This is a genomic window from Bradyrhizobium sp. SZCCHNR1015 (assembly GCF_032489875.1).
Taxonomy (GTDB): Bacteria; Pseudomonadota; Alphaproteobacteria; order Rhizobiales; family Xanthobacteraceae; genus Bradyrhizobium.
The window spans coordinates 60,668-85,440 of the sequence record NZ_JAUEYW010000014.1; the positions used below are offsets into that span (position 1 = coordinate 60,668).

Consider the following 24,773-nt stretch of genomic DNA (forward strand, 5'->3'; position numbering starts at 1 on the left):
ACATAATCGGTTGGTTCAACTCCCCATTGTGCAGGCCCTCTTCCCGCAGGAGCCAAGAATGCGTCTCGTTACTTTGCTAACTGCTTTCTGTTTTGTCCTTGAGCTGACAGTGGCGAACGCGGCGGGTGTCAAAAATTTCGACATTCCTGCTGGCGGGATGGGACCGGCGATCAGGCTGCTCGTTTGGACACCTTGTGCGGAGACCCCGCGCGAAATGGATGCACGTGGTGCCATTTTCCTTGCAGTCCCCGGATGCGCCGTGACAGGGGAAAAGCTTCCCCTCATCGTGATATCGCACGGCAGACGAGGATGGTTCGGCGGCCACCATGACACTGCAGCCGCCTTGGCCGACGCGGGCTTTGTCGTCGCTGCACTCAATCATCCCGGTGACACCTGGCGCGACACCAGCCGTACCGATAGCCTTTCGGTGCTGGTGGAGCGCCCTGCGGATATCAAGCGGCTGATCGACTACATGCTCGATGGCTGGCCCGACGCGGCGCGCATCGACGCCCAGCGTATCGGTCTCTACGGATTTTCGTTTGGCGGCTATACGGGTCTCGCCGTCATCGGTGGTCATCCCGATTTGCGAAAGGGCCTGCCCAATTGCGCGACGTCCAGCCTGTTGGCCTGCAAGCAGCTGGAAAACGGCGAGGCGCCCAGTCAGCCAGTCACGTCCGATCCGCGTGTGAGGGCCGCCGTCATCGTTGATCCTTATCCGGCATTTGTGTTCCCCGAGAAGAACCTGAAGGAAGTAGCGGTTCCCGTGCAATTGTGGAGTTCCGATCCTGCTCAGAACGGCGATGGCCTGTCGGGATGCTGTGCGGCAGTGATCAAACAAGGGCTTCCGAGACCGGATTGTCACTTCGTCACAAACGCCAAACACTTCTCTTTCCTTGCGACCTGCACACCGAAGGAAGCGCAGGGTAACCCGTCGGCTTGCACCGATGCGCCGGGCTTCGACCGTCACGATTTTCATCAACACCTTCACACTGAGATGATCAGGTTTTTCCGTCAGCATCTCGCTGGAAGCCAGTGACATGGCTACGCAGCCCTTGCCGGTGTCGCTGATTGATTCATCCCAGATCTTGCGGCCCGGGTTCAACCGGAAGCAAGTCGTTCGACCGTCGGAAGACTGCTTTTGACCCTGAGCGGACGTCTACCGATCTCATCGGTACGGATTTTCTCAAGTTGGATAGCCGATCTGGACTATATCCTCACCGAGTGAAGCTAGATCGATTGTTGGATTAATAGCAGCAACGATTTCATTCGTTAGCACACGATGCTCGTATACAGCGATCGTGGCTTGTGGAGGCACTTCTCTTTGATAGTAATCAGCAGCCCATCGCCGGTACGTTTCAGGCGAGCAATCAAGCATTGAAAGCAGATGGGCCGAGCCATCGCTGTCTCCGGATGCTGCCAGCTCAATTCTTGCACTGGACCACGCAGGCGCTTCAGAAAGACGCCACATGCAAAATGTGACATACTCCGGCGAGAACGCAGGTTCACTGCAACAAGCTGCGAACTGGCGAGGCAGATCGCGATAGAACTGCTCACTTGGTAATCTTAACGACGCTACCATCGACTCGTGATCAAAGCCTTTGATGAATGCGCCATGAGAATTGAACAATACGAAAAACTCGTCGCCTTGGCCATTCCGCATTGAGCCCATCATTTCTTCCGTGGCCCAATTTGCGTTGAAAGAGTAGTAACGGTACGCCCACTCAGGGCAGATGATTGCATCAAGCATCGCGATTGATTGAAGCAGCCGCTTTAATGAGAAGACGTCAGGCAGTTGACGCATGTTTCTTGTGGATGGTCCTGGCATGTTTTGTTTCAATCGCAAAGGGACCGACTTGAGCTATTTCGCACTGAAGAAACCACAGGTGCGGCCTGGTTGGCAATGTCTCCTTGTGGCCCCAAGCCGATGTCTGGGCCCGACCGACGGATCCGGTCCTGACCCTTGGCTGACCGAATACGACCACGACTGACTTGGGCCTGTGGTACGTTATTTTGCGGATGCGATTGTCCTGAGCCGCCTTCGGGCAAACCGAGCCAGAAGGAAAGACGCGCCCGTCGAAGCCAACATCAAGATCGGGATGGCGGCCACCCTTGAGCCGAGATCGGGTACCTCTCGACTAGAGAGGACAACTGCCCAAGCCAGGCTGGCCCCGATGCCACAACAGAAGCCAAACACCGCCAGAACCAACATCGTTCGGTAGCGAAGGGTCGCCGTCATCCGGCAGCTAAGAATTGCTGTCATCTCGTTCTCCAGGACCGCCTCAGCTCGCAGCGTCTTTCATATCAGGCGAGAAACGGAATGTCGGCCAATGACTCAAAGGACCTCGGGGAGCTTCAGGACCGCCCCTGCACAGCCATTCGCCTTTGTGAACTCGCCGAGGGTGGGGGAACATTGCGCGCCGAGACCGGTTCCCCCAAGTTCCCATAGCGCTTGTAACCCTGCAGGCGGTTGCTCTCAGAGGGTCTGCCGATGTCATCGCTCGATCCCGTCAAAAGTGCTCACGATGGTCGTCAACGAAGGTTGCTGATCGTGTTGGCTTTGGGATTTGTTGCGTTTGGCGCCGCCGCGGCGGCCCTCTTCTACGTGTTGCAGCCCGAGACCCTCCGGATCGCCGTTGGACCGGCCGGCAGCGACGACCACCGGGTGGTCCAAGCCATGGCCGACGCTTTCGGCGAGGAAAGCAGGACCGTCAGGCTGTCCCCGATCACGACCGGGGGAGCCGCTGAATCTCTCGCACTCCTGGCCGCCGATAAAACTGACCTCGCGGTCGGCCGCGGCGATCTCAGCATGCCGCCCGATGCGCAGACATTGGCGGTCCTGCGGAAGAACTACGTCGTCCTGTGGTCTCCCTCGGGACGGCGCGGCAGCGATTCCAAGAAGAAGGGTACCGGCACTATCAAAGAGATCGCCGGTCTGGCGGGTCATAAGGTCGGGATTATCGGGAAGACCGGGGCAAATGTCGCAGTCCTCCAGGCCATTCTGGAGGGCTCCGGCGTGCAGCCTGACAAGGTGGCCACGGCGCAATTCGGGACAGATGAGATCCAAAAGCTTGCGCAAGATTCTACCCTCGATGCGTATCTCGCGGTCGGTCCGCTCGACAGCAAGATCACCGCGGACGCCATCACCGCCACCTCCCGAGAGCGCGGCGCTCCCACGTTTCTTCCGATCGATGCATCCGAGGCTATTGCCCTGAAGCACCCGCGCTACGAGGCCGAGGAAATCCCGCCGAGCGTCTTCAGCGCGAGACCGGCCTGGCCGGAGGACAAGATCGACACTGTAAGCGTCAGTCATCTGATCCTGGCAAGAAAGGAACTCTCCGAGGCCAAGGCGGCGGCGTTCTACCGGCAGCTGTTTGCGGTCCGCGACACGATCACGCAAGGCACAGCCGGCGCTTCGCGCATCATGAAGCCCGACACGGAGAAGGAGACCGAACCTTCCGTGCACCGGGGCGCCGCGGCAGTGATCAACGGCACGGAGCGAACCTTTCTGGACAAGTACAGCGACTACTTCTGGTTTGCCTTGCTTGCGCTTTCCGGCATCGGTTCGGCCGCCGCCTGGCTGCGTCGCTATCTGAATCGGGACGAAACGAACGACAGCACCAGTTGCCGCAGCCGCGTTCTCGAGGCCATGTCGGAGGTTCGCAGTGCCGGGTCCGAACAGGATCTGCTGACATGGCAACGGGAGGTCGACGCGATCATCGGCGAAACTCTCAAGGGCTATGACGATGGAGCCATCGAACCAGAGGACCTGTCCGCATTCGGTCTCGCCGTTGAATTGTTCAACCATGCCATTGCCGAAAGGCGAACGACGCTGCAGAGCGGTGCCACCGATCAACCGCGAACGACAGGTAACCCTCGGCTCTCTTCGATAGGCGCGCCCGGCCAATGAGTCCTCATCGGCGCCTCGGGTTGCAGCGAGCGCTGCAAGTTCCTGCCCCATTGGGCGCCCGATATGTCCGTTCAGGGAGCGAGCGGACGTAAGCGGCCCGACAGCCGAATGGCCGTCACTGCCGTCCATCGTCCCCACTATTCGGCTTCAACATAGCGAATGATGCTCTGGTTCTGAACGTTTGCGACCAGCTCGTCGGCGCGCGACAAGAGCCGGCGGAGCAAGGGCGACTGGTTTGACCGATTGTATCCCAGGGCCAAATCGACCGTCGGGGTGCCGCCCTCGAGCGCCCGCGCGACGACGTTGGGTGTGAGCATGTTCTGCGCATAGAGCGGAACCAGGCTGATGCCGCCGGTCGATGCCACCAGCGACATCGCGGACGATATGTTCTCGCCCGCATACTTTGCCTCCAGGGTGATGCCGACCCGCGAGGCATAGTCCTGGATGACCTCCTGCAACACGGGGGAGGTCCGCGCCGAACTGACATAGATTTCGCGGGCGAGATCCTGCGGCCGGATCTTCTTGCGCGAGGCCAGACGATGATCGGCTGGCAGCACCGCGATCAACGGCTCCTTCGCCAGCACCTTGAAGACGACACCCTTGTTGTCTTTCTCGGGACGAAGGAAGGCGATGTCCAGTTTCCCCCGCATCAATGCCAGCGCGAGCTCCGGCGAGGATTGCGTGCTGAGCGTGACCTCGACGTCCGGGGCTTCCTCGCGCAAGATGCGCAACAGCTGCGGAAGCCACATGACCTCCAGCCCAACCAGGAATCCCATCGAAAGGAGAGGCTTTTGCGGGCGAGCCGTCTGCCGGGCCCCCTCGGTCGCCGCCTCGACCTGAAGCAGCGCCAATCGCGCGTGATCGAGAAACACGCGTCCGGCGGAGGTCAGCGCCACGCCGCGGGCCTGGCGCTCCAACAGCGGAACGCCGACTTCGGATTCGAGATCGCGGATCTGCCGGCTCAGGGAAGGCTGTGAAGTGTTGAGGCGCCGCTGGGCAGCGGTCAAAAAGCTACCTTCCTCCGCAACGGCAACGAAATATCGCAAATGCCGCAGTTCCATTCGCCCTCAATATGCTTCCAAGGCATAGATCGAAGCCTACAAGGTATTTGTAGCTGACGGAAGCAAGAATTACCTTCGCAACGGCAACGCGTTGGCGGACAGGTGTTGCCAAGGCAAGGGCCTGCTTGGGACTCGACTCCAAGCTCGGCCAGCGAACCTGAGTAACACGTCGCTCAATGGATCAAATTGATCGGCGTCCTGTGAAAATATCTGACAGCACGGATGGAGCGGCACGATGCCCACGATGACGACTGACGATGGCGTCAACATCTACTACAAGGATTGGGGATCAGGTCAGCCGATCGTCTTCAGCCACGGATGGCCGCTGACCGCGGACGACTGGGATGCCCAGATGATGTTCTTCCTGCAGCAGGGTTTCCGCGTCATCGCGCATGACCGTCGCGGGCACGGACGGTCCGACCAGCCCAGCACCGGCAACGACATGAATACTTGGGCTGCAGACCTTGCGGATCAGACCAAGCACCTCGACCTGCGCGACGCGATCCACATCGGTCACTCCACAGGTTGCGGAGAGGTCGCTCGGTATGTCGCGCGCCACCACGAGCGCGTTGCGAAGGCGGTCCTGGTCGCTTCCCTGACGCCGAACATGTATCGCAGCGACGAAAACCCGTCCGGTCAACCGCCGGAATGGTTCGAAGGGGTTCGTGCAGGCATGCTGGGCAACCGGTCGGAGTTCTATCGGTTCGTCCCGGAGAACCCGTTCTACGGTTACAACCTGAACGGGGCCAAGCCTTCGGAGGCCATCATTGCCAACTGGTGGCGTCAGGGCATGACCGGTGGGGCCCTGGCTCACTACGCAACTGTCGAATCCTGGTTGGAAGACTATACTGAAGACCTGAAAAAGATCACCGTGCCGGTGCTGATCATGCATGGCGAGGCCGATCAAATCGTCCCCTTCGCAAGTACGGTGCCGCGTGCGGTCAACCTGCTCAAGAACGGATCGCTGAAAACCTATCCGGGCTACCCCCATGGCATGCTCACCACGCATGCAGACGTCCTCAACCCCGACCTGCTCTCCTTCATCAGGTCTTGACGGCATATCTCCTTGAATATCGCCTTCCCCCGCACAAAGGAGATGCCGCTCGCAAGGCGGCATCTTCTTCCCATTCAAGACAGCGGCTTCCTATCGTTTCGGACTCTCCCATCTTCAACCGCGATGCCTGCTCTCGGGACGAGCCGGAAGACAGCTGTCGGACCGAGTGGCACCCACGAACCTCAACCCGCCGGAACGACCGCGTAGTCCGCCAGCCACCCCAGCCCGTCAACGGTCCCTGCCCTCGGCTTATATTCGCAGCCGATCCAGCCGGAATAGCCGATGGCGTCGAGGTGGCGGAACAGGAAGGGGTAGTTGATCTCGCCGGTGCCGGGCTCGTGGCGGCCAGGGTTGTCGGCGAGCTGGATGTGGGCGATGCGGGCGAGATGCTTCTGCATGGTGCGGGCGAGATCGCCCTCCATGATCTGCATGTGGTAGATGTCGTACTGCACGAACAGATTGTCGGACTCGACATCTGAGATCAGCTGCAGCGCCTGGGCCGTGCGGTTGAGGAAGAAGCCGGGGATGTCGGGCGTGTTGATCGGCTCGATCAGCAGCTTGATGCCCTGCGCCTTCAGCGCTATCGCGGCAAAGCGCAAATTGCGCACCAGCACCTGGTTGAGCTCGCGCGGATCGGCATCGTCGGGCGCGATGCCGACGAGGCAGTTGAGCTGGCGGCAGTCGAGCGCGCGGGCATACTCGATCGCGCGGCGCACGCCGTCGCGGAAATCGTCGACACGATCGGGCAAGATCGCGATGCCGCGCTCGCCGGCCGCCCAGTTGCCGGCGGGCAGATTGTGCAGCACCTGGGTCAGGCCGTGGCGCGCGAGCTGCTCGCGCAGCTCGGCCTTGTCGAACTCGTAGGGGAACAGATATTCGACGCCGCTGAAGCCGGCGGCCTTGGCGGCGGCGAAGCGCTCCATGAACGGCAGCTCGTTGAACAGCATCGTGAGGTTGGCGGCAAAGCGCGGCATGGCGTGATCCTCGATGATCGGAGTGCGCTGAGATCAAGCCGGCAGCAAAGTGCGCGCCGGCCCCGCCGGCGTCTCGTCGACCGGTAAGTCGAGCACCTCCTCGAACTCCACGACATTGTCGATCTCGGTACCCATCGCGATGTTGGTGACGCGCTCGAGCACGAACTCGACCACGACGGGCACCTGGTACTCCGCCATCCATTCGCGCGCGGTCGCGAACGCCGCCTGGGCCTGGCGCGGATCGGTGACGCGGATCGCCTTGCAGCCGAGCCCTTGCGCGACCGCGACATGATCGACGCCGTAGCCGCCGACCTCCGGCGCGTTGATGTTCTCGAACGACAGCTGCACCTGGTAGTCCATCGAGAAGCCGCGCTGCGCCTGGCGGATCAGGCCGAGATAGGCGTTGTTCACGACGACGTGGATGTAGGGCAAATTGAACTGGGCGCCGACCGCGAGCTCCTCGATCAGGAACTGGAAGTCGTAGTCGCCCGACAGCGCGACGATCTCGCGCTTGGGATCGGCAGCGCGGACGCCGAGCGCGGCCGGCAGGGTCCAGCCGAGCGGGCCCGCCTGCCCGGCATTGATCCAGTGGCGCGGATGGTTGACGCTGAGGAACTGCGCGCCGCCGATCTGCGACAGGCCGATGACGCTGACATAGCAGGTGTCGCGGCCGAAGGCCTTGTTCATCTCGTGATAGACGCGCTGCGGCTTGATCGGCACCTGGTCGAAATCGCTGCGCCGGAGCATCGTGCGCTTGCGGTCCTGGCACGCCGCCGGCCACGCCTGCCGCTCGCGCAATTTGCCGGCCTTTCGCCACTCGCGTGCGACCGTGATGAACAGCTCCAGCGCGGCCTTGGCATCGGAGACGATGCCGAGGTCGGGATTGAACACGCGGCCGATCTGGGTGGGCTCGATGTCGACATGCACGAAGCTGCGGCCCTTGGTGTAGGTCTCGAGCGATCCCGTATGGCGGTTAGCCCAGCGGTTGCCGATGCCGAGCACGAAATCGGACTCCAGGAAATTGGCATTGCCGTAGCGATGGCTGGTCTGCAGGCCGACCATGCCGGCCATCAGCACATGATCGTCGGGAATGGCGCCCCACCCCATCAAGGTCGGCACGACCGGCACGTTGACGGTCTCGGCGAAGGTGACGAGGAGATCGCTGGCGTCGGCGTTGATGACGCCGCCGCCGGCGACGATCAGCGGGCGCTCGGCGGCGTTGAGCATCTCCAGCGCCTTCTCGATCTGCTTGCGGCTCGCCGCGGGCTTGTAGACCGGCAGCGGCGTATAGGTCTCGTCGTCGAACTCGATCTCGGCGAGTTGCACGTCGAGCGGCAGGTCGATCAGCACCGGTCCCGGCCGGCCCGAGCGCATGATGTGGAAGGCCTGGCTGAACACGCGCGGCACGAGGCCAGGCTCGCGCACCGTCACCGCCCATTTCGTCACGGGCTTGGCGATCTGCTCGATGTCGACAGCCTGGAAATCCTCCTTGTAGAGCCTGGCGCGCGGCGCCTGGCCGGTGATGCAGAGGATCGGAATCGAATCCGCGATCGCCGAATACAGCCCGGTGATCATGTCGGTGCCGGCCGGCCCCGAGGTGCCGATGCACACGCCGATATTGCCGGCCCTGGCGCGGGTGTAGCCCTCGGCCATGTGCGAGGCGCCCTCGACGTGACGGGCGAGAATGTGGCGGATCGAGCCGCGGCGTTGCAGCGCGGAATAAAGCGGATTGATCGCGGCGCCGGGAACGCCGAAGGCGCAGGTGACGCCCTCCTTCTCCAAGATCCGCACCGCAGCATCGATCGCCCGCATCTTCGCCATCTCGCGCCTCCCGCTTGTTTGATGCGCGAGCTTCGCTGCTGACGGATGCGATCTCAATTCAGTCGTCGATTTTTCCCACGATGCGGCACGCTCGGCAAAACACCGGCGGCCTCAATTAGTTAGGACAGAACGACACTGACATGTCCTAACAGGATGAGACGCGAGTAGTTATTCGAACAGCGGCGCCAGTTCCATCTGCGGCACGAGCACGAGGCCCTTGTCGGTGATGCGAATTTCCGGAATGACCGATAGAGGAATCAAATTGAAGCCCATGTAGGGAATGGTGCAGCCGGCTTCCGCCCACTCTTTCTTCAACAGCTTTACCTCCTCGGCGACCTCGGTGACGCGCTTGTCCGACAAGAGTCCCGCGATCGGCAAGGGAACCATCGCCCTCACCTCGCCGTCGGCGACCACGCAGACGCCGCCCTGGTGCTGGCCGATCGCGGCGACCGCGGCCTGCATGTCCGCCTCGTTGGTGCCGGCGACGATGATATTGTGGCTGTCATGGCCGACGCTGGAGGCGACGGCGCCGCGCTTCAGGCCAAAGTCCTTCAACAGGCCATGCGCGACGTTCCCCGCCGACTTGCCGTGGCGCTCGATCACGGCGACGAAGCAGAGACCATGGCGCGCGAACAGCGTCTCCCAATCGTTGGCCGGCTCGATCGCGACCTTGTCGTGGATCAACGTGATGCCCGGCAGCGCCGTCTTGATCGCGTTGACGGTGCAGGCCTTGGTGGGAAGCTGCGGCGTCAGCGTCATCTGCGCCGGCAGCTTCACGGTCGCATAGGCCGCCTTCGGATATTGATAGCGCTGCGACAGCGCCTGATCGAGCCGCGCGGTGATCTTGCCGTTGTCGACGACGAGCTCGCCGCCATACCAGGTCGATTGCGGCTTCAGGCCGTCGTCGAGCAGCACGACGTCGGCGCGGCGGCCGCCGCCGAGGCCGCCGATCTCGCCATCCAACGCGAAGCGCGTGGCGCCGAGCAGCGAGCCCATCGACCACGCCTGCTCGGGCGACATCCCGGCCTTGACGGCCTCGCGCACCACCCAGTCCAGGCCGAACAGCATGAGATCGTCGGCGTCGCGGTCGTCGGTGCAGACGGCGGTGCGCTTGTGCGAGGCGCCGAGCTCGGTGATGGTGCGGATCGCCTGCGGCAGGCTGTGCCACGGGGTCGTCGGCGGCCCACCGCGCAGGAATATCCAGACGCCGGCATCCAGCAGATCGTCGGCGATGTCGCGGTCGATCGCCTCATGGGTATCGGTGACGCCGCTCGCGGCATAGGCCGCGACGAATTCGCGGCCATAGACATGGCCGGACACCGGCCGCCCGCGCTGCAGGGCGGCGGCGAGGATCGCGTGGCTACGCTCGTCGCCCATGCAGACCGGCACGAAATCCATCTTCTCGCCGAGCGCCACCGCCTCCGGCCAGCGATCGAACAGGCCGGCGATCTTGTCCGGCGTGAGATCACCGCCGGCCGTTTCCAGCGCCGCCGATGTCGCCGGCACCGTCGAGGGCACGGTGAGGAAGATCGACAGCGGCGCCTGCCGTGCGTCCTCCAGCATCGCCTCGACGCCGGCGACGTCCATCACGTTGCCGATCTCGTGGCTGTCGCAGAAGATCGTCGTGGTGCCATTGAGCAGCGCCGCCTCGGCGTAGGCGCAGGCCGTGACCATCGAGGATTCGATGTGGATGTGCGGATCGACCAGGCCCGGCGCGATGATGCCGCCGGCGGCATCGTAGACCGCAAAGCCGCTGGGAAGTGACTTGTGCGCACCCGCCGGCTTCACCGCCGCGACGCGTCCGCCGGTGATCCAGAGCTCGCGGTTGGGGAGAATGCGCTCCGAATAGGTCGACAGCACCCGCGCGCCCGTGATCACGAGATCGGGCGCGACCCGGCCCGAGGCGACGTCGGCCAGCCGCCGCGTCATGCTGTGCAGGGGGGCGACAGAGAAGCGGGTGAGTTTGGTCATGGCACAACTCGCTGGACGTGTTCGGGGGATCCACCACGATCGTTGCGCGCGATGCGCAAGACGGCAAGCCCAAATAGGTCGGCGCAGCTGACTACGGCTTGGGCAGCGAAGCTGGCTGCCGATCTCCCGCTTCAGCGGCAGCGCGGCGCCACGGTCGCTTTGCAGCCATCCGTCGCAGCGACCGCCTGCGGCAGGTCTGACGACGAGGCGTGCTCGGGTAATCGGACTGCGCGAAAGCTCTCCGCCTGCTGATGCCCATGCAAGCTCGGTCGCCCGCAGGCGCAGGACGATGACAAGGACTGACCTGCAGCGTTCTCCTTCCGGTTGATAGAGATCAAAACCACACTTTGGATTCTAGTGTTATTTTGTCGAGACCAGAGCGCGTTCGGCGACCGCTCGGACGAGCGCCTGCCGAGGAGGCGTCCATGCGCAACACCATCTTGATCCTGGCCTGTTCCATTCTCGCCGCGAGCGCCACAGGGTCCGCAGCGCGCGCTGGCATGATCGCGCATTACGAATGCACGGTGGTCGGCTTCCCCTTTCCCGAGCCGGTCGGCGATCGTCCCGATCACAACCTCCTGACGGTCGAATATTCCTGCCTCGGCACCGACGGCGTGCTGAAGGGCGCTGTGTATACGGCCTCGAACACGGTCGAGTGGGATGGTGCCAAAGGAACGTTCTTGATCGGCGGCGGCGTCCACCGCATCCCGGGCGGGCGCGCGGTGACGCAGGCGACCGAAGGGACCGCATCGCCGGTGATGCGGGACGGCAAGCCGGTGGGCAACGAGACCTCCGGAACAGGCATCATCAAATTCGCATCGGGCTCGCTGGCGGCGTTGGCCGGTAAGACGATCCATTTCGTGACCAAGCCCATCAGCCCGATCCGCTTCACCATCGATTTCACCGACTGATCTGACTCAGTCTCGCTCGGACCACATCGCGATGCGTGGACCGGCCATCCCGCCACAGCGGCTGGTTTCCCCTTGTCGGCTGCTGCGCCGATCTCGCACGCATCTGCCGCTGTTGCTGCATCACTCCGCAAGGTCAGCCGCTGGCTTGGGACCGCCCAGCGCCACCGTCAACTCCGCCGCAATATCCCGCACCATGCCCCCGACCACAGGCACCCGCTCCTCGGTCAGCCGGCTCGCCAGGCCGGACACCGAAATCGCTGCCAGCGGCTCGCGGCAGGAATCGTGGACGACGGCGGCGATGCAGCGCAAGCCGAGACGCGCCTCCTCGTCGTCGACGGCGTAGCCCTGGCGGCGGATGGTCTCCAGCTCCCGGAACAGGTCGCTGGCGCGGATGATGGATTTCTCGGTCAGGCGCGGCATGCCCTGGCGGTGAATGATGCCGTTCACATCCTCGTCGGAATAGGTCGCAAGCACCGCCTTGCCCATGCCGGAGGCGACCATGGCCAAGCGGCCGCCGACCTTGGTCAGCGAGCGCATGATCTCGCGGCTGTCCAGCCGCAGCAGCACCATCAAAGATTCATCGTCGACGACGGCGAGATTGGCGGTCTCGCGCGACTGATCACGCAAGCGCCGCAGATAGGGAATGGCGAGCGCGACGAAATTGTGGCGGCGGGTGAAGGTGGCGCCGACCGCGAAGCTCTGCGCGCCGACATGCCATTTCGATTCCATGCGGTCGAACTGGACGAAGCGGCGCTTCTCCAAAGTCGTCAGCAGGCGATGCACGGTGGAGGTGGAGAGCCCGGCACGGATGGCGAGATCGCTCAGGCGATAGCCTTCGTCGTCCTCAGCGAGAATTTCCAGAATTTGGAGAGCGCGGCCGACGGATTGCACGCCGCCGTCGCGGGGCTCGGCCGCGGCATCCGGGCGTGGCTCGATCGTCTTGCGACGGATCACGTGGCGCCTCTCTGCACCGCCATTTACAGGCGGCGTCGTTGCAGGACGGACGGATCTTGCTTGGTCACGCTAGCAAAGAAAGTGCCGCCCCGGCGAGACGCCGGAGCGGCATTCGCATCACTATGACTTAGAGCAGGCCCGCGCCGCGCGCCCACTTGTACTTGGCGCCGAGCACCTCGACCGGCAGCTCGGTCGAATAGGCGTAGGCCGGGATGCCGTTCTGGTAGAGATATTCGGCGGCTTCCTCGACCTCGACGTCGCCGGCGAGCGAGGCGACGATCGGCTTGACGAAGCCCTTGGCCTCCATCTCCTTCTTCACCTCGACCATGTTGCGCGCGAACACCATCGGCGGCGTCACGATCGTGTGCCAGTAGCCAAGGATCAGCGCGTGGATGCGGTCGTCCGACAGGCCGAGCTTGACCGTGTTCACATAGGTGATCGGCGGCTCGCCACCGGTGATGTCGACCGGGTTGCCGGCGGCACCGAACGGCGGGATGAACTTGCGGAAGGCGGCATCGAGGTCGGCCGGCATGGCCATCAGCGACATGCCATTGTCGACGACGGAGTCGGACAGCAGCACGCCCGAGCCTCCCGCACCGGTGATGATGACGACGTTCTCACCCTTCGGCGTCGGCAGCACCGGCACGCCGCGGGCGAACTCGAGCAGCTGGCGCAGCGAGCGGGCGCGGATCACGCCGGACTGCTTCAGCACGTCCTCATAGATCTTGTCGTTGCCGGCGAGCGCGCCGGTATGCGACGAGGCGGCCTTGGCGCCGGCCGAGGTGCGGCCGGCCTTGAGCACGATGACCGGCTTCTTCTTGGAGACGCGCTTGGCGGCTTCCGCGAAGGCGCGGCCGTCCTTGAGGTCCTCGCAGTGCTGCGCGATCAGGTTCGTGTTCGGATCCTGCTCGAAGAAGGCGAGCAGATCGTCCTCGTCGATATCAGACTTGTTGCCGAGGCCGACGATCGCCGAGACGCCCATCTTGGCCGAGCGCGAGAAGCCGATGATCGCCATGCCGATGCCGCCCGACTGCGACGACAGCGCCGCATGGCCCTTGACGTCATAGGCGGTGCAGAAGGTCGCGCAAAGATTGGCCGGCGTGTAGTAGAAGCCGTAGATGTTCGGCCCCATCAGGCGGATGTTGTACTTGTTGCCGACCTCGACGATCTCGGCCTGCAGCTCCGGCGCGCCGGCTTCGGCGAAGCCCGACGGGATCAGCACCGCGCCGGGGATCTTCTTCTCGCCGCACTCGGTCAGCGCCGCGGCCACGAACTTCGCGGGGATCGCGAACACGGCGGTGTCGATCACGCCGGGCACGTCCTTGACGCTCTTATACGCCTTGTAGCCGAGGATCTCGGAGGCCTTCGGGTGGATCGGATAGATCTCGCCCTTGTAGCCGCCGTTGATCAGGTTCTTCATCACGGAGTTGCCGATCTTGCCGTCCTCGGCGGAGGCACCGATCACGGCGACCGCGGAAGGCTTCATGATGCGGTTCATCGCCGTGACGATTTCCTCGTTCGAGCGCGGCGCCGGACGCGGCTTGTAGTCGAAATCGACGACGATGCGGACGTCGGCGGCGATCGCGCCGGTCTTGGTCGCGAACACCGGGTTGAGGTCGAGCTCGACGATCTCGGGGAAATCGCTGACCAGCTGCGACACCTTGACGATGACGTCCGACAGCGCCTCGCGGCTCACCGCATCGCCGCCGCGCACGCCCTTGAGCATCTCATGGGCCTGGATGCCGTCGAGCATCGACAGCGCATCGTCCTTGGTCGCGGGGGCGAGACGGAATGTCACATCCTTGAGAACTTCGACCAGCACGCCGCCGAGGCCGAAGGCCACCAGCTTGCCGAACGAGCCGTCGGTGATCGAACCGACGATCACCTCGGTACCGCCGGTCAGCATCTGCTGGACCTGGATGCCTTCGATCTTGGCGTCGGCCTTGTACTTCTTCGCATTCGCGAGAATGGTCTCATACGCCTTCTGCGCGTCGTCAGCGGTCTTGACGCCGACGATGACGCCACCGGCTTCCGTCTTGTGCAGAATGTCCGGCGAGACGATTTTCATGACGACCGGAAAACCCATATCGCCCGCGAGCTTGGCCGCCTCGGCGGCTGACTTCGCCAATCCCTCCTTCGGCACCGGAATGCCGTAGGCATCGCAGACGATCTTGCCTTCGGGCGCGGTCAGGCTGGTGCGTTTATCCGCCTTCACACGATCGAGAACGTCTCGGATCGTAGCCTTGGCATTCGGGATGGCGTCAGACATCGGGGCTTCCTCCTGGGGATTGCTCGTCGTTTATGGCATTTGGTATGCCAGAAGCAAACTTTGTCAAGCGCGACGAAGATGTGGAAACGCTGAAAAAGCACGCAGCTTGACAGTCTGGCATCTGGTATGCCAAAAATCTTGGACGCAAAATGCTGTAAACAAGCATCTCCCAAGGAGAGGAGATCGGTCTTGTCTACAGAGAAAACAAACAAGGCATTGCCCATCATGGCCGAGGCCGACATCGCGATCGCTCGCATCGCCCCGGAGACGAGCTTCAAGAATAAGGCCTACGAGGCCTTGAAAGAAGCCATTCTGAAGATGGACATCTACGCCTCGCCCGAGCCCGTGATGCTCGACGAGCGCGCGCTCTCCGAGCGCCTCGGTGTCAGCCGCACGCCGATCCGCGAAGCGATCGCGATGCTCGAGCAGGACGGCTTCGTGAAGACCGTGCCGCGCCGTGGCATCGTCGTCGTCCGCAGGACGAAGAGCGAGATCGTCGACATGATCCGCGCCTGGGCGGCGCTGGAGAGCATGGCCGCGCGGCTCATCACCACGATCGCGCGCAAGAAGGACATCAGCGCGCTGCGCGACTACTTCAAGGACTTCGGCAAGGATCGCCCGCCGCAGGAGCACATCGAGGAATATTCCAAGGCGAACATCGCGTTTCATCAGGCGCTGATCTCGCTGTCGGAATCGCCGGTGCTCGTCGACATGACCAACGACATCCTGCTGCACGTGCGCGGCTATCGCCAGCTCACGATCGGGCGCACCGACCGTATCGCGGCCTCCCTGCCCGAGCATCTCGCGATCATCGAGGCGCTGGAGGAACGCAACACCGAGCTCGCCGAGAAGCGCGCGCGGGATCACACGCTGGGCCTTGCGAGCTATGTCGAGACGCACGGCCAGGAACTATTCAGCTGACGGGTTCAAACAGAAGAAGTCGCCGCAAAGCGCCTTCGTAGACGACCAGGGAGAGAGGCGCATGGCGCAGACTGCTGTTAAGACCGAGGCACCGGACACGCACGAGGAGCTCACGGACGGTTTCCATCTCGTCATCGACGCGATGAAGCTGAACGGGATCGACACGATCTACAACGTGCCGGGCATTCCGATCACCGATCTCGGTCGCATGGCGCAGGCTGAAGGCATCCGCGTGCTCTCCTTCCGTCACGAGCAGAACGCCGGCTACGCCGCAGCGATCGCCGGCTTCCTCACCAAGAAGCCGGGCGTCTGCCTCACCGTCTCCGCTCCCGGCTTTCTGAACGGCCTCACCGCGCTGGCGCATGCGACCACGAACTGCTTCCCGATGATCCTGGTCTCGGGCTCCTCGGAGCGCGAGATCGTCGACCTGCAGCAGGGCGACTACGAGGAGATGGATCAGCTCGCGATCGCCAAGCCGCTGTGCAAGGCGGCGTTCCGCGTGCTGCACGCCCAGGACATCGGCATCGGCTTCGCCCGCGCCATCCGCGCCGCGGTCTCCGGGCGTCCCGGCGGCGTCTATCTCGACCTGCCGGCAAAGCTGTTCGGCCAGGTGATGAACGCGCAGGCAGGCAGCGCCTCGCTGGTCAAGGTGATCGATCCGGCGCCGGCGCAGATCCCCTCCCCCGACTCCGTCAAACGCGCGCTCGATCTGTTGAAGAACGCGAAACGTCCGCTGATCATTCTCGGCAAGGGCGCGGCCTATGCGCAAGCCGATGAGGCGATCAAGACTTTCGTCGAGAAGAGCGGCGTGCCGTTCCTGCCGATGAGCATGGCCAAGGGCCTCTTGCCCGACCTGCATCCGCAATGCGCCGGTGCCGCGCGCTCGACCGTGCTGAAGGACTCCGACGTCGTGATGCTGATCGGCGCCCGCCTCAACTGGCTCTTGTCGCACGGCAAGGGCAAGAGCTGGGGCGAACAGCCCAAGAAGTTCATCCAGGTCGACATCGAGCCGAAGGAGATGGACTCCAACGTCGAGATCGCCGCCCCCGTGGTGGGCGACATCGGTTCGGTCGTCACCGCCTTCTCCGACGCGATGGGCAGCAACTGGGCCAAGGCGCCGGCCGAGTGGCTGAGCGCGGTGCAGAAGAAGCGCGAGGACAACGTCGCCAAGATGGCGCCGCGGCTGATGAACAACAACTCGCCGATGGACTATCACGGCGCGCTCGGCGTGCTCCGCACCATCATCAAGGAGCGTCCGGACGCGATCCTGGTCAACGAGGGCGCCAACACGCTCGACCTCGCCCGCGGCGTGATCGACATGTATCAGCCGCGCAAGCGGCTCGACGTCGGCACCTGGGGCGTGATGGGCATCGGCATGGGCTCGGCGATCGCCGCCGCGGTCGAGACCGGTAAGCCGGTGCTGGCGATCGAGGGCGACAGCGCCTTCGGTTTCTCCGGCATGGAGGTCGAGACCATCTGCCGCTACAATCTGCCGATCTGCGTCGTCATCTTCAACAATGACGGCATCTATCGCGGCACCGACCAGAACGCGGCGAGCGACGATCCGGCGACCACCGTGTTCGTCAAGGGCGCGCGCTACGACAAGATGATGGAGGCCTTCGGCGGCGTCGGCGTCAACGCGACCTCGCCGGACGAGCTGAAGCGCGCCGTCAACGCGGCGATGGATTCCGGCAAGCCCACCTTGATCAACGCCGTGATTGATCCCGCGGCCGGATCCGAGAGCGGCCGTATCGGCAACCTCAATCCGCAGAGCGTGCTGACGAAGAAGAAGTAAGGCCACCCGCAAGACATCACCTGCCCGCGCCATGCGGGATGACCAATCGTTACGGAGAGCAACACATGACCAAGGCGCTCGAGGGCGTTCGCATTCTCGACTTCACCCACGTCCAGTCCGGACCGACCTGCACGCAACTGCTGGCCTGGTTCGGCGCCGACGTGATCAAGGTCGAGCGTCCGGGCGTGGGTGACATCACCCGCGGCCAGCTGCAGGACATTCCGAACGTGGACAGCCTCTATTTCACGATGCTGAACCACAACAAGCGGTCGATCACGCTCGACACCAAGAACCCGAAGGGCAAGGAAGTCCTGACCGAGCTGATCAAGAAGTGCGACGTGCTGGTCGAGAATTTCGGCCCCGGCGTGCTCGATCGCATGGGCTTCCCCTGGGAGAAGATCCAGGCGATCAACCCGAAGATGATCGTCGCCTCGATCAAGGGCTTTGGCCCCGGCCCGTACGAGGACTGCAAGGTCTACGAGAACGTCGCGCAGTGCACCGGCGGCGCCGCTTCGACCACCGGCTTCCGTGACGGCCTGCCGCTCGTCACCGGCGCGCAGATCGGCGATTCCGGCACCGGACTTCATCTGGCGCTCGGCATCGTCACCGCGCTCTATCAGCGCACCCACACCGGCCGCGGCCAGCGCGTCACCGCCGCGATGCAGGACGGCGTGCTCAACCTCTGCCGCGTCAAGCTGCGCGACCAGCAGCGGCTCGATCACGGCCCGCTGAAGGAGTACAGCCAGTTCGGCGAGGGCGTGCCGTTCGGCGACGCCGTGCCGCGCGCCGGCAACGATTCCGGTGGTGGCCAGCCCGGCCGCATCCTGAAGTGCAAGGGCTGGGAGACCGACCCGAACGCCTACATCTACTTCATCACCCAGGCGCCGGTCTGGGAGAAGATCTGCGACGTGATCGGCGAGCCGACCTGGAAGACCGATCCGAACTACGCCAAGCCCGCCGCCCGCCTGCCGCGCCTGAACGAGATCTTCGGCCGCATCGAGCAGTGGACCATGACCAAGACCAAGTTCGAGGCCATGGACATCCTGAACGAGTTCGACATCCCCTGCGGCCCGATCCTGTCGATGAAGGAGATCGCCGAGGACGAGTCGCTGCGCAAGACCGGCACGCTGGTCGAGGTCGACCACCCGACCCGCGGCAAGTATCTCTCGGTCGGCAACCCGATCAAGCTCTCGGACAGCCCGGCCGACGTGACCCGCTCGCCCCTGCTCGGCGAGCACACCGACGAGGTCCTCCGCCAGGTGCTCGGCTTCAGCGACCACCAGGTCGCCGAAATCCACGACTCCGGCGCGCTGGATCCGCCGCGGAAGGAAGCGGCGGAGTAATCGAGCGTCAGAGACGATCGGCGGCGCGACCGCCGAATGTGAAGCTCCTCGACATCAAGCCGCCGGCATCAGCCGGCGGCTTTTTCATTCTCACGTTCCCGTCTATTTCCCGCGCCCAGCGCACATCGACGATGACCTTGGTCCGGCTACGGCCGGCGATCGCACCTGTCGAGAATGTCTGAAATATGGGATGTACGGAGCAGTTGTCGCCGACCCGATTGCTCGTGACCCACAGCCTCGATTGCTACGATCTTTGATGTTTTGTCCCGCGGATGATCGAAAATCACGATATGCAGCCAGAGCGGACGCGAACCGCCCCCGAAGAGCACACTGGCATAGCCCTGCCCACTCGCAGACCTCCGAGAAACATTTCGTTTTGATCCAGAGCAAGGTCCTCTCGCGCTTCGATGTGCATTCTGCGAGGGCTCCCGTGGAGGTGTGCAGCGATGCGTCCCAACTTCACACTGCCGGAGCTTGAGAACGCGTTGGAACGCGGCGTATGGCGATTGTGGTGTGATGGAGGGATGTCTTGGTAAGTCCAATCAGGAAGCCCCCAATCCTGGGGCACCCTCCCGTCCAACTCGAAACGTCCGTGCCGAAGGGCGGAACCAAGACCCCAAACATCGTCCACCCGGACGGCCACGACACCGCGTTCTCGATCCCCGCCGGCAAGACATTCGTGGTAACCGATGTCTCCGTTCAGCGGCTGTCCGTCCTTGGTACGGCGATGTTGTTGGAGGTCTCGCTGACGCAGGATATTCCCTCCAGCGGAGGAACGACAAATCGCTGGAGCTTCGTCGGGGAGACGACAGCCAATGTCGAGCGGACCTTCAGCACCGGAATTGCTTTCTCGACGCCGTTCGTGGTGAGAAACGGCAGCCAGAGCGGCGACACGGTTGTGGTTCGACTTTGGGGGTTCTTCCGATAGCGATCGAGCTGGCGCGCGCCAATTCTGGTCCGGAGGTCGCCTCCAGCAGCTCCTGATCCGGCCCCGCTTCGGCCGGGCTTTCATATCGCCGCCGTCGGCAAGCGCAGGGCGTCGAGAAGACGAAGGCCGCTTCAGCGGGCAGGTCCTACGGTAGAAATTGCCTCGAGCGTCTTCCGACTCTTTGAAGATCTGACGAGCTACCTGCCGAATATTCCGCCCACCACACGGTGCATCGCGCCGCCGATCGCGCCGATGGGACCTCCGACATTCCGCTGATGTCGCGCGCGCCCCGCGCTGCGGCGGGGTTGACGGTCGGGTTTGGCAGCCTCGGTGGCTGCGTCCATCAGGACCTTGTGCTGAGCGGCGTTGAGGAAGCCGGTCGTGGGATAGCCGCGCTCCTCCTGCCAACGGGCGATGACGGCGCGGGTCTGCTCGTCGAACGTCCCGTTGATCCTGGTGCCGAACCCGAGCCTGGTCAGCCCCCGTTGCACGGCCCGACGCTTCGCCTTGGTGAGGCCGATCTGATTCTCGGTCTCCTGATTGGCTTCCTGGGCGGCGATCACCGTATCGGCGGGTGCCGACGCTTCACGCGGTGCGCTGCTCAGACCAGCGTGAGCGACCTGCGCGCTTCCGGCGATCGCCAGGATGGACAGTGCCACGATCAAGGCGCGCATGGCCTTATCCTTCGCCCTCAGGTCTGCCGATGACACGTTTCGAGGAATACAGCGCGACGCACTGAACGATCAACATCCGGCGACGCCACTCCGCTTCGTTGCAGAGTAACTGCGGCCCGGGCAGCACAGTTCCCTCACCTCGGGCCGATCGTTCCGTCGCGTTGCACGCGCGGGATCGGCGCACGGGATGGCAGATGTCGGCAGTCGCCGAGATACCGGGAGTTTGCCGGCTCGGTCCGCCGAGGAGGGATCGAGACCGACCGGCGCCTCGGTTGGGCGGCTCTTTCCATATGAAAATGCCGTTCTCGATAAGAAACCCCAATCGTAACATTCCTGCCGCATCGCAAAATGCTCATGCCGCTATGCAATATCGATCGTTGTATCTGGCATCTGGTATACGTAAATTCTCCTCAGTCAGAACGTCATACCGCCTCACTGAAGGAGACAAACCATGGCCAAGACCGTTGCCCTCCCCCTCGTTCAGCCCGTGTCCCTGTTCGGCCGCTTCCTCGCCGCCCTCGATCGCGTGCTCATGGTCAGCGCCCGCGCCGCCAACCGCAACGGCGACCTGCCCTATTTCGGCCTCTGAGGCCCGGCGCGCTTCGCGCGCGCAGGCAGCCCTCGAAGCCCAATCAAGAGCCCCGGACCTCCGGGGCTTTTGCTTTTTGCGACACCCCACGGCCTGCGACAAATTGGCCTCCCAGGCATCCCACCCAATCTCCTCAATTGCGGTCGGTCACCTCTTCATACCAAAATCAAATCGGTCGATTGGCTGCGGACGCGCCTCCAGCAGAATGGTCCCGGCTGCCAACACAACTTTTGGCTGCATGGGCATCGCGGGAGAGTCCGGAGCTGGCGACGGCCTGAAGCGCGGCACGGCGGAAAATGCCCGGCCGGCTCCACAGGGCAGTGATTTGGTTGGGCGTAGCGGCCGGAAGAAGCCGTGCGTTCCGGGAATGAAGGGGAGAAAGCGTGATGAAGCGTTCCGTGCGCGTGGCCGTTATGGCCGGCATCGCCCTGATGGCAGGGCATATCCCGGCTCTGGCGGGATGGGAGCCCGTCCGGCCGGTCGAGTTCATCGTTCCGGCTGGCACCGGTGGCGGTGCCGATCAGATGGCCCGGACCATCCAGGGCATCGTCACCAAGCACAATTTGATGAAGCAGCCGCTGGTCGTGATCAACAAGTCCGGTGGCGCCGGCGGCGAAGGCTTCCTCGACGTCAAGGCGTCGGCCGGCAACCCGCACAAGATCATCATCACGCTGTCGAACCTGTTCACGACGCCGCTCGCGACCGGCATTCCTTTCAACTGGAAGGACCTCACTCCCGTCGCCATGCTGGCGCTCGACGAGTTCGTGCTCTGGGTCAACGCCGAGAAGCCCTATGCGACCGCCAAGGACTACATCGATGCGGTCAAGCAAGGCGGCGGCACCTTGAAGATGGGCGGCACCGGCTCGAAGCAGGAAGACCAGATCATCACGGTGGCGATGGAGAAGGCGACCGGCGCGAAGTTCACCTACATTCCCTACAAGGGCGGCGGCGAAGTGGCCGTGCAACTGGTGGGCAACCACATCGAATCCACCGTCAACAATCCCATCGAGGCGGTGGCGCAGTGGCGCGGCGGCAAGGTCAGGCCGCTCTGCGTCTTCGACGACAAGCCGATGGGCTATGACGAGCCGATCACCGACGGCAAGGCCTGGAAGGACATCCCGACCTGCAAGTCGCAGGGGCTCGACATCGAATATCTGATGCTGCGCGGCATCTTCATGTCGCCACGGGCCACCAAGGACCAGATCGAATACTACGTCGACCTGTTCAAGAAGGTGCGGGAGACGCCGGAGTGGCAGGAGTTCATGAAGACCGGCGCCTTCAACACCACCTTCATGACCGGCGCCGATTATGCCAAATGGGTCGAGACCGAAGAGAAGCGGCACGAGCTCCTGATGAAGGAAGCCGGCTTCCTGGCCTCGAACTGAGCGCCCTCGCATGAGCCGTCAAGGTGGATCCGCCGGCCCGAGCCACAAGGCGGTCGAGGTCGGCGTCACGCTCGCGATCGCGCTGTTCGGGATCATCGTAATCCTCGGCAGCGTGAAGGCCGGGATCAACTGGGGAGCCGAAGGACCGCGGGCGGGATTCTTCCCATTCTACGTCGGACTTTTCATCGTGGCGGCCAGCGCGATGAACTTCCGCAGCACGCTGCGCGAGGATGACGGCCGTGTCTTCGCTGAATGGGGGCAGCTGCGCCAGGTCATGAGCGTGGTGGTGCCGACGGCGATCTATGTCGGCGCCCTGCCTTTCACCGGCCTGTACGTCGCCTCCATGATCTTCATCGCATGGTTCATGCGGTGGCTCGGCAAATATGGCTGGCTCACGGTGGCAGTGGTCGCGATCGGCATGCCGGTCGTGACCTATCTGATCTTCGAGCGCTGGTTCATGGTTCCCCTGCCCAAGGGGCCGGTCGAGGACTGGCTCGGACTCTAACAAGAAAACTCATCCGCTGAGGGTTGCAGGACCAAGCCGGCATGGAAGAACTCGCCAATCTGTTTCACGGCTTCGCCGTCGCCCTCCAACCCTTCAACATCATGGTGATGATCCTCGGGATCGTCCTCGGGGTGATCATCGGCGTGCTGCCGGGATTGGGCGGCGCCAACGGCGTCGCGATCCTGCTGCCGCTGACCTTCAGCATGCCGCCGACCTCGGCGATCATCATGCTGTCCTGCATCTACTGGGGCGCGCTGTTCGGCGGCGCCATCACCTCGATCCTGTTCAACATACCCGGCGAGCCATGGTCGGTCGCGACCACCTTCGACGGCTATCCGATGGCGCAGCAGGGCAAGGCCGGCGAGGCGCTCACGGCAGCATTCACCTCGTCCTTCGTCGGCGCGCTGTTCGCGGTCATCATGATCACGCTGATCGCGCCGCTGGTGGCCGGCTTCGCGCTTCAGTTCGGCCCCGCCGAGAAGTTCGCCGTCTACTTCCTCGCCTTTTGCAGCTTCGTCGGCCTGAGCAAGGAGCCGCCGTTCAAGACGATCGCGGCGATGATGATCGGTTTCGCGCTCGCCGCAGTCGGCCTGGATTCCATCACCGGCCAGCTCCGGCTCACCTTCGGCATCACCGAGCTGCTCAACGGCTTCGACTTCCTGATCGCCGTGATCGGCCTGTTCGGCATCGGCGAGATCCTGCTGACGATGGAGGAAGGACTGAGCTTCCGCGGCGGCAACGCGCAGATCAATCTGCGCGTTGTGCTGCACACCTGGAAGGAGATGCCGGCACACTGGCTCACCGCGCTGCGCTCCTGCCTGATCGGCTGCTGGATGGGCATCACCCCCGCCGGCGCCACGCCGGCCTCGTTCATGAGCTACGGCATCGCCAAGCGCCTCTCCAAGCGCGGCAAGAAGTTCGGCCATGGCGAGATCGAGGGCGTCGTCGCGCCGGAGACGGCAGCCCATGCGGCGGGCACGGCGGCGCTGCTGCCGATGCTGTCGCTCGGCGTGCCCGGCTCCCCCACGGCGGCGGTGCTGCTCGGCGGTCTCTTGATCTGGGGCCTGCAACCGGGGCCGATGCTGTTCGTCGAGCAGAAGGAGTTCGTCTGGGGTCTGATCGCCTCGATGTATCTCGGCAACCTCGCCGGCCTGCTCGTCGTGCTGACCTGCGTCCCGGTGTTCGCGGCGATCCTGCGCATTCCCTTCAGCATCATCGCGCCGCTCATCCTCGTGCTGTGTGCCATCGGCGCCTATTCGGTGCACAGCAGCACGTTCGATGTGGTGCTGATGCTGGTGTTCGGCGTGCTCGGCTATCTGTTCAAGAAGTGCGGCTATCCACTCGCGCCGCTGGTGCTCGCCATCGTCCTCGGCGACAAGGCCGAGGAGGCCTTCCGGCAGTCGCTGCTGGGATCCCAGGGATCGCTCGCGATCTTCTTCTCCAACGGGCTGGTCGGCACCATCATGGCGCTCGGGTTGATCGCGCTGTTCTGGTCGGCGATCCAGCAGGGCTACAACCGGTTGCGGGCGTTCGCCGCATGAGCCCGTTCTTACTTCGATAGTTGAGCTACAAATATCCTCTGCTGCGTCGTATTGTCGCTGCAGCGATTTGCCTTGCTTCTGCAGGCTTTTTTCGTCGATCGCAGGTCTACCAGCGCCCGCCTGCTCGATGAATCCGCTTGTCTATTGGCATATCATATACCAAACTCCCG

The 24,773-nt window shown here is 63.5% G+C and carries 20 protein-coding genes; 12 read left to right on the plus strand and 8 right to left on the minus strand.

Annotated features, from left to right (window positions below):
* The first annotated feature begins 58 nt into the window (after window positions 1–58).
* A complete protein-coding gene (locus QX128_RS23505; RefSeq protein WP_315805109.1) occupies window positions 59–1,036 on the plus strand; it encodes an alpha/beta hydrolase family protein in 978 nt (325 codons plus the stop codon).
* A 147-nt stretch (window positions 1,037–1,183) separates the two neighbouring features.
* On the opposite strand, the gene QX128_RS23510 is transcribed toward QX128_RS23505, so the two are convergent.
* Window positions 1,184–1,825: a hypothetical protein gene (locus QX128_RS23510; protein ID WP_315805108.1), complete on the minus strand. Its 642-nt coding sequence runs from the start codon at window positions 1,823–1,825 to the stop codon at window positions 1,184–1,186.
* 663 nt (window positions 1,826–2,488) lie between these two features.
* On the opposite strand from QX128_RS23510, the gene QX128_RS23515 reads away from it, so the two are divergent.
* A complete protein-coding gene (locus QX128_RS23515; RefSeq protein ID WP_315805107.1) occupies window positions 2,489–3,907 on the plus strand; it encodes an ABC transporter substrate-binding protein in 1,419 nt (472 codons plus the stop codon).
* Window positions 3,908–4,044: 137 nt separating this feature from the next.
* Here the strand turns inward: QX128_RS23515 and QX128_RS23520 are convergent, their stop codons facing one another.
* Window positions 4,045–4,968, minus strand: coding sequence for a LysR substrate-binding domain-containing protein (locus tag QX128_RS23520; RefSeq protein ID WP_315805106.1), 924 nt, complete (start codon window positions 4,966–4,968; stop codon window positions 4,045–4,047).
* 235 nt (window positions 4,969–5,203) lie between these two features.
* Here QX128_RS23520 and QX128_RS23525 point away from each other — a divergent pair, with 235 nt between their 5' ends.
* Entirely contained in the window at window positions 5,204–6,022 is an 819-nt protein-coding gene (locus QX128_RS23525) for an alpha/beta hydrolase (RefSeq protein ID WP_315805105.1), read from the plus strand.
* A gap of 182 nt (window positions 6,023–6,204) precedes the next feature.
* On the opposite strand, the gene hyi is transcribed toward QX128_RS23525, so the two are convergent.
* The 3 genes from hyi to QX128_RS23540 form a co-directional block, all read right to left on the minus strand.
* Window positions 6,205–6,996 (minus strand): hydroxypyruvate isomerase, encoded by a 792-nt coding sequence (gene hyi, locus QX128_RS23530; protein WP_315805104.1) that lies wholly within the window; start codon window positions 6,994–6,996, stop codon window positions 6,205–6,207.
* A gap of 33 nt (window positions 6,997–7,029) precedes the next feature.
* Complete coding sequence (gcl, locus tag QX128_RS23535; protein ID WP_316238657.1) at window positions 7,030–8,817, minus strand: glyoxylate carboligase; 1,788 nt, start codon at window positions 8,815–8,817, stop codon at window positions 7,030–7,032.
* 168 nt (window positions 8,818–8,985) lie between these two features.
* Window positions 8,986–10,788 (minus strand): adenine deaminase, encoded by a 1,803-nt coding sequence (locus tag QX128_RS23540; protein ID WP_316238658.1) that lies wholly within the window; start codon window positions 10,786–10,788, stop codon window positions 8,986–8,988.
* A 425-nt stretch (window positions 10,789–11,213) separates the two neighbouring features.
* On the opposite strand from QX128_RS23540, the gene QX128_RS23545 reads away from it, so the two are divergent.
* Window positions 11,214–11,699: a hypothetical protein gene (locus tag QX128_RS23545; protein WP_316182750.1), complete on the plus strand. Its 486-nt coding sequence runs from the start codon at window positions 11,214–11,216 to the stop codon at window positions 11,697–11,699.
* A gap of 120 nt (window positions 11,700–11,819) precedes the next feature.
* Here the strand turns inward: QX128_RS23545 and QX128_RS23550 are convergent, their stop codons facing one another.
* Window positions 11,820–12,653: an IclR family transcriptional regulator gene (locus QX128_RS23550; protein WP_316238659.1), complete on the minus strand. Its 834-nt coding sequence runs from the start codon at window positions 12,651–12,653 to the stop codon at window positions 11,820–11,822.
* 127 nt (window positions 12,654–12,780) lie between these two features.
* A complete protein-coding gene (locus QX128_RS23555; RefSeq protein WP_316238660.1) occupies window positions 12,781–14,922 on the minus strand; it encodes an acetate--CoA ligase family protein in 2,142 nt (713 codons plus the stop codon).
* A 189-nt stretch (window positions 14,923–15,111) separates the two neighbouring features.
* Here QX128_RS23555 and QX128_RS23560 point away from each other — a divergent pair, with 189 nt between their 5' ends.
* From QX128_RS23560 to QX128_RS23575, 4 genes are all read left to right on the plus strand, one after another.
* Window positions 15,112–15,843: a GntR family transcriptional regulator gene (locus QX128_RS23560; RefSeq protein WP_315805168.1), complete on the plus strand. Its 732-nt coding sequence runs from the start codon at window positions 15,112–15,114 to the stop codon at window positions 15,841–15,843.
* Between the two features lie 61 nt (window positions 15,844–15,904).
* Complete coding sequence (oxc, locus tag QX128_RS23565) at window positions 15,905–17,638, plus strand: oxalyl-CoA decarboxylase (RefSeq protein WP_316218509.1); 1,734 nt, start codon at window positions 15,905–15,907, stop codon at window positions 17,636–17,638.
* Between the two features lie 65 nt (window positions 17,639–17,703).
* A complete protein-coding gene (gene frc, locus QX128_RS23570) occupies window positions 17,704–18,981 on the plus strand; it encodes a formyl-CoA transferase (protein WP_315805096.1) in 1,278 nt (425 codons plus the stop codon).
* Window positions 18,982–19,573: 592 nt separating this feature from the next.
* On the plus strand, window positions 19,574–19,909 hold the full coding sequence (locus QX128_RS23575) for a hypothetical protein (RefSeq protein ID WP_315805095.1): 336 nt from the start codon (window positions 19,574–19,576) through the stop codon (window positions 19,907–19,909).
* Between the two features lie 197 nt (window positions 19,910–20,106).
* Here QX128_RS23575 and QX128_RS23580 read toward each other — a convergent pair whose 3' ends face one another.
* A complete protein-coding gene (locus QX128_RS23580; RefSeq protein ID WP_315805094.1) occupies window positions 20,107–20,583 on the minus strand; it encodes a peptidoglycan-binding domain-containing protein in 477 nt (158 codons plus the stop codon).
* A 451-nt stretch (window positions 20,584–21,034) separates the two neighbouring features.
* Here QX128_RS23580 and QX128_RS23585 point away from each other — a divergent pair, with 451 nt between their 5' ends.
* From QX128_RS23585 to QX128_RS23600, 4 genes are all read left to right on the plus strand, one after another.
* Entirely contained in the window at window positions 21,035–21,172 is a 138-nt protein-coding gene (locus tag QX128_RS23585) for a hypothetical protein (RefSeq protein WP_175345309.1), read from the plus strand.
* A gap of 386 nt (window positions 21,173–21,558) precedes the next feature.
* Window positions 21,559–22,557 carry a tripartite tricarboxylate transporter substrate binding protein gene (locus QX128_RS23590; RefSeq protein ID WP_316238661.1) on the plus strand — a complete coding sequence of 333 codons (999 nt, stop codon included), beginning with the start codon at window positions 21,559–21,561 and terminating at the stop codon, window positions 22,555–22,557.
* 10 nt (window positions 22,558–22,567) lie between these two features.
* Window positions 22,568–23,062 carry a tripartite tricarboxylate transporter TctB family protein gene (locus QX128_RS23595; RefSeq protein WP_316238662.1) on the plus strand — a complete coding sequence of 165 codons (495 nt, stop codon included), beginning with the start codon at window positions 22,568–22,570 and terminating at the stop codon, window positions 23,060–23,062.
* A gap of 41 nt (window positions 23,063–23,103) precedes the next feature.
* Entirely contained in the window at window positions 23,104–24,603 is a 1,500-nt protein-coding gene (locus QX128_RS23600; protein WP_315805090.1) for a tripartite tricarboxylate transporter permease, read from the plus strand.
* Window positions 24,604–24,773: the final 170 nt, after the last annotated feature.